At 54.6% G+C, this 4,779-nt stretch carries 6 protein-coding genes; 4 read left to right on the forward strand and 2 right to left on the reverse strand.

Annotated elements, in window-relative coordinates:
* Positions 1–750, forward strand: a 750-nt coding sequence (locus tag QT222_RS06400; protein ID WP_491476680.1) for a DUF6159 family protein, incomplete at its 5' end; no start/stop codon positions are given.
* Between the two features lie 59 nt (positions 751–809).
* On the opposite strand, the gene QT222_RS06405 is transcribed toward QT222_RS06400, so the two are convergent.
* Positions 810–1,496, reverse strand: a complete 687-nt coding sequence (locus tag QT222_RS06405) for a hypothetical protein (protein ID WP_004060708.1) — start codon at positions 1,494–1,496, stop codon at positions 810–812.
* A gap of 135 nt (positions 1,497–1,631) precedes the next feature.
* On the opposite strand from QT222_RS06405, the gene QT222_RS06410 reads away from it, so the two are divergent.
* A complete protein-coding gene (locus QT222_RS06410; RefSeq protein WP_004060709.1) occupies positions 1,632–2,180 on the forward strand; it encodes a helix-turn-helix transcriptional regulator in 549 nt (182 codons plus the stop codon).
* A gap of 159 nt (positions 2,181–2,339) precedes the next feature.
* On the forward strand, positions 2,340–2,921 hold the full coding sequence (locus QT222_RS06415; protein WP_004060710.1) for a hypothetical protein: 582 nt from the start codon (positions 2,340–2,342) through the stop codon (positions 2,919–2,921).
* A 90-nt stretch (positions 2,922–3,011) separates the two neighbouring features.
* On the opposite strand, the gene QT222_RS06420 is transcribed toward QT222_RS06415, so the two are convergent.
* A complete protein-coding gene (locus QT222_RS06420; protein WP_004060711.1) occupies positions 3,012–3,503 on the reverse strand; it encodes a twin-arginine translocation signal domain-containing protein in 492 nt (163 codons plus the stop codon).
* Between the two features lie 214 nt (positions 3,504–3,717).
* Here QT222_RS06420 and QT222_RS06425 point away from each other — a divergent pair, with 214 nt between their 5' ends.
* On the forward strand, positions 3,718–4,494 hold the full coding sequence (locus QT222_RS06425) for a helix-turn-helix transcriptional regulator (RefSeq protein WP_491476681.1): 777 nt from the start codon (positions 3,718–3,720) through the stop codon (positions 4,492–4,494).
* Positions 4,495–4,779: the final 285 nt, after the last annotated feature.

The following is a 4,779-nucleotide window of genomic DNA, read 5'->3' on the forward strand; positions in this document are numbered from 1 at the left end:
CTCCTCCCCTTCCTTAGCCTCCTTGCTACGGGGAGCGCATTCCTCGTCGTACTCGGTGTCGCCCTCCGATACGGAGTCATCGAGTCCGTACTTGGAAACGACCTTCTCAGGTACGCGGGTATCTTCGTCGCTATCTCGGTCTCTTCGAGCGTTGGGACGTTCTTCAACGCCGCCGTCGTCCACTGCGCATCTCGATATTTCGACGGCGAAGAGACATCAGTCCGTGACGGACTCGCCGCAGCCTGGCGCGTTCGACGGAAGATTGCCCTCTGGTCAGTTACCGCTGCGACCCTCGGGACCGTCCTCTACATCATCGACGAGAAGTTCGGCGTGTTCGGGTCGCTTGCCCGAACACTATTCGACCTTGCCTGGGGACTCCTGACGTTCTTCATCGTTCCGGTAATCGTCCTCGAAGACACGGCAAGCCTGCGCACGCTCCTTCGAGAGAGTGGTGACGCATTCCGCGAGACGTGGGGCGAAAGCGTCTCCGCATCCCTCGGTATCTCGTTCGTGTTCCTCCCGGTCAGTCTCGTCGGAGTTGCTGGTCTCGCATGGGCGTATTTCCTCGGCAGCGGGGTGCTCACGTACGTCATCGGCGCAGTCGGATTCGTCGTCCTCGTCGGGTCGATGGTCGCCGCGCAGGTAGTTGGTGCAGTCGCTCGAACCGCACTGTATCGGTACGCTGCTAACGGAGAGAAGCTCGGTCCCTGCGTCGGTCGGGACCCCGAAACCGTCTTCCCCACGAAGTAGGGTCCGACTTCGATAGCCGTTTTTGACCACGAACACTAACAGAGACGGCCAAGCTATCGCTAGGATTGCGAGCTATTGTCCGTCGAGTTGGTCAACGGCGAGTTACGACGAAGAGCCTCTTGGTCGACGACGCTGATAACGGAGTTGTTCGCCAAATCGACCTTGATTGAATACTTCAACTCGTCAGTTTCGGGATGGTCCGCGAAAATAACGGCTCGGTCGTCAACGTAGTCGTCCTGAACGTTGCGGCGGATGACCGCTCCGTCTTCAGTTTCGTTGATCTCTGCATCCACCTGTGCAGTGAACGTCATGCCATCTGTGGAATTGGTAGACTCGATGTTCGTGAAGTGGCCCGTGGTGACCTTTGAGACTGGAGCGACCGTAATCGTGTAGGAGTCCATCACATCTAACTGCTGGACTGTCTCGTTGTTCCGTACGATTTCGAGCGCGCGTTCGCGCTCGGTTGTCGTCAGTGGGTGTTGTTTCTCAGTACTCACTCGGAATTTCGTCGGGCCGTCCTGCTGTATCTGAATCCGACTGACGTTGGATAGGTTCCCGACGATAGTCGCGTTATCCTCGTCATTCGTGAACGTCACATTGTCTTTTCCGACCACGAATTCAGCGTTCGACCCGGGGTCAACCATCGGGTTGGTAACCTCGAACGAGGTACCAACGCCTGCGAGGATGATTCCAATGGCGGCGAGCCCGACGAGGACGGCGAGTCGAAATCGAACTTCTGTGTTCATACTTAATCTATTGGATGAAAGACCTGTTGAAGACCGTGGTGAAACGCGTTTGAAACTAGTTGGAAACGCGTTTCACAGGATTTCAGAACCCTACAAACGGTAACCGTTAAGACTTCGTGTTAGTTATCTGTCCGTATGGACTTCCGTGACTTTCAGAACGTCAATCTCTTTTCGGCGGTGATATTCGTCGCCGCTACCCTCACCCTCACGGTTCAGTTACTTTCCCCATCTCCGGTCGTGGTATCTCTCGGCGAAAACGGTACGCAGACGACCCAAATTGGACAGTACTTCACGTACAGTGAGGTCGCCATTGTCGTCGTTGCGGCGGTTCTTTGCGGGGCCAGTGGGGCGTATCTCGTGCTTCACGACCGTTCAAACGGTCCGTCGAAACGGCCGACGAACTCGGATTACATACACACGCAACTGATGCCGAACGACGAAAAGGAATCTCTAACAGAGACCAACCGCAAGCGGTGGGAAGACACGGCCGGGCGTCTCAAAAATAACGAGGAAACTATCTACACCGCCGTACTCGAAGCTGACGGGGAGATTGCACAACGAGATCTCGTCGAGGAAACCGACCTCTCGAAGGCGACGGTGAGTCGAACCCTCGATAAACTTGAAAACCGCAACCTCGTCGAACGAAAGCGCAACGGGATGGGAAATAACGTCCACCTTCGATAACTGAAAAGCCGGTTTAACCGGCTCTCATTCTGTTTTCAAACGGTTCCGAACGTATTTCCAATCAAGATATATCTGGTCTTTCACACAACGTGAAACCGAGTGAGTCGGAGCGACTGACCTCGTCGTTCTCGATTCACCACCAAAACAGGAATGAGACCTATGCGACGCAAAACACTCGCACTCGCGGTCACTGCGCTTCTCGTCTTTGGAGCGAGCAGTGCAGTTGCAGCGCCGGTGCTACTGGAATCTACCGGAACAGCCCACCAAGTACCTTCGAACGCGGTCTCGTCCGATACACACACCGTAGAAGTCATCGACCCTTACAACAAACTGACTGCCAACGAGGCCGAGAAGGCGTGGCAGCTCGCGTACACCAATGAGACGGTTCAGCGTTACTTCGGCGACCGGGACTCACTGCACTTCCACGTCGAAGCTGAAGGAAGCGAAGTTCAAGTCTACGTAGCGAAAAATGAGACCGCGCCGCCGCGAGTCAAAGCGGTCGTGTCCCTCGATTCGGGCGCAGTCACAACAGTCGAGAGTATCGACAACGTCGTCCACCCCGACGAAGTGAGTGTGGGACGACTATCGGACTCCAAGAAGAACGTGACCACCGGTGAGCAGTTTGCCGTCCACGCATCACCGGAAAACGACACCGGTGAAAGAGACCCGATGAAACCCGGTGAAACGTTCACCGGGGAAGTCACGGGAGACGATTCGTTCGTAGTCAACGACACGGAGTGAGCGTCTGCCCCGTAGACGATGACTCCAAACCGCCCCGGTTCAATTGGTCAAAAATAATATGTCAAGTCTTCGATTAGCTAGGGACCGAACTTAGTTGTCGACCGAGAAGTCCCCCGAAATGTCGCGGCTGTTGTCGGACTTGTTGAGGATTCCGACGGCAGCACTATCCTCGGGGATACCGACCGGGGACTTGTAACGGTAATTCCCGCTGCTACTCACCTCTGCGGCGTAGTACTCATTCGTCCCAAGATCGATGAAGCATAGTCCAATGGGAAGTTCAGGAGAGTAGGAAACGTCGAAGTCGTAGTACGCTCCCTCAACAATGGCTAACGTACTTACAGCGGAGATCTTGCCGGGCGCGAGGTTATCGAAATCGCGGCCGAACGGCCACGACGCCTGTACCGTTACCTCTCCCGTGTCGGCCACGTGTATGTCTCCCGAATCCGCGTGGCCCGTGACGACTTCATCGCCGAGTTCCGTTTCGGACTCCCCAGCGGCGGCACTTCCAGTTGCGAGAGTCCCGAGACCGACAGTAGCTATCGCACTCTTCTGTAGGAACGAACGCCTCGTCTGTCGAGACATGGCATCCGACTCATTGCCAGATAATACAATTACTCTACCCATCCGGAAAATAACAAAGGTACGGTATACATATGGAGAGAAAGGACACCCCACGATTTTTTCGCCAGGGTGCGAACTCCACGTAGAACCTACGAGAGAGTCAGGACAATAAGACACGACCATTTTGATGGTTGTTAGCACCAACCTTAATGTGAGTAAAAAATGATGTTTGGGTATGGGAGATCAGATAACGAGGTTGATTTACTTGCTTAACCGGCGCGACAATTGCCTACAAACGCTTACCGACGCCCCGCAAGCAAAACGAGATCTCGTTGAAACGCTCGACATACCGCGGTCTACACTCGACGATATCGTCCGAAAGCTCGACGACGCCGGTCTCGTCACGTATCAAAACGGGAAATGGGGTCTCACGAATCTCGGGCAGTATGCGATAGAGGCCCACGCAAACTACACGGAACAACTCGAAAGTCTACTACAAGTGACGCCGGTAGTTGAAGAACTGCCGTCGGACACTACTGTCGAGTACGAGTTTCTCATCGACGCCGACGTTTACATGGCACCGACGAAAATCCCGGACAAGACCATCGAAGTGTTTTTGGACTCAGTCGAATCCGCAACGGAGATTCGGGGCTTCACACCGCTTGTGATGGCCGGGTATGCAGAGGATTTCTATCAAGCCGTCACGGCCGGAGACGACTATCAACTCGATTTAGTTCTTCCGGAAGACGTCTTCAACCAAGTACGAGAGCTATATTCCCAACAGACTGACGAAGCGCTCACCAATGACCAGATTACGTTCGTCCACTGCGAAGTGCCAGCGACGTATACACTGTGGATTGCTGACAATGACCATGCTGGAATCATCGTCTACACCGAACGTGGTATACAGGGAATACTGATAAACGATACCGATGAGGCGCTCTCTTGGGCAGTCGGACAGTACGAGCACGTTCGGGACGAAGCCGAGCCTCTGGTCTTGCAGTCGCAGTAGTCGGCCGATGACATCATCGTAGCGAGAGGGCGACCCCCAAACTATCACTGAGTCGAATTTCACCGCACGCGAACTACACTCTCTCAACACTGGCCACAAAAACAGACGTCACGCATTCTGCGGGTATGGAACGGACGGACGAAAAGAAAGAAGCTGAAACAAAGGTTGCAGTTTCGCGCGTCGTTCGTGGGGCTATCTTCGAGGCAATCGGGACCGAATCGGTCGCCTATTCGAAGCGCTCGAGGGCCTGTTCGTAGCGTGCTGCAGGGACGTCCCAGTCGACGA

This window comes from Haloferax sp. s1 (genome assembly GCF_058382125.1).

Coding starts and splice junctions, on each gene's coding strand:
- QT222_RS06405 (WP_004060708.1), bottom strand. CDS start 1,496: ATGAACACAGAAGTTCGATTTCGACTCGCCGTCCTCGTCGGGCTCGCC.
- QT222_RS06410 (WP_004060709.1), top strand. CDS start 1,632: ATGGACTTCCGTGACTTTCAGAACGTCAATCTCTTTTCGGCGGTGATA.
- QT222_RS06415 (WP_004060710.1), top strand. CDS start 2,340: ATGCGACGCAAAACACTCGCACTCGCGGTCACTGCGCTTCTCGTCTTT.
- QT222_RS06420 (WP_004060711.1), bottom strand. CDS start 3,503: ATGTCTCGACAGACGAGGCGTTCGTTCCTACAGAAGAGTGCGATAGCT.
- QT222_RS06425 (WP_491476681.1), top strand. CDS start 3,718: ATGGGAGATCAGATAACGAGGTTGATTTACTTGCTTAACCGGCGCGAC.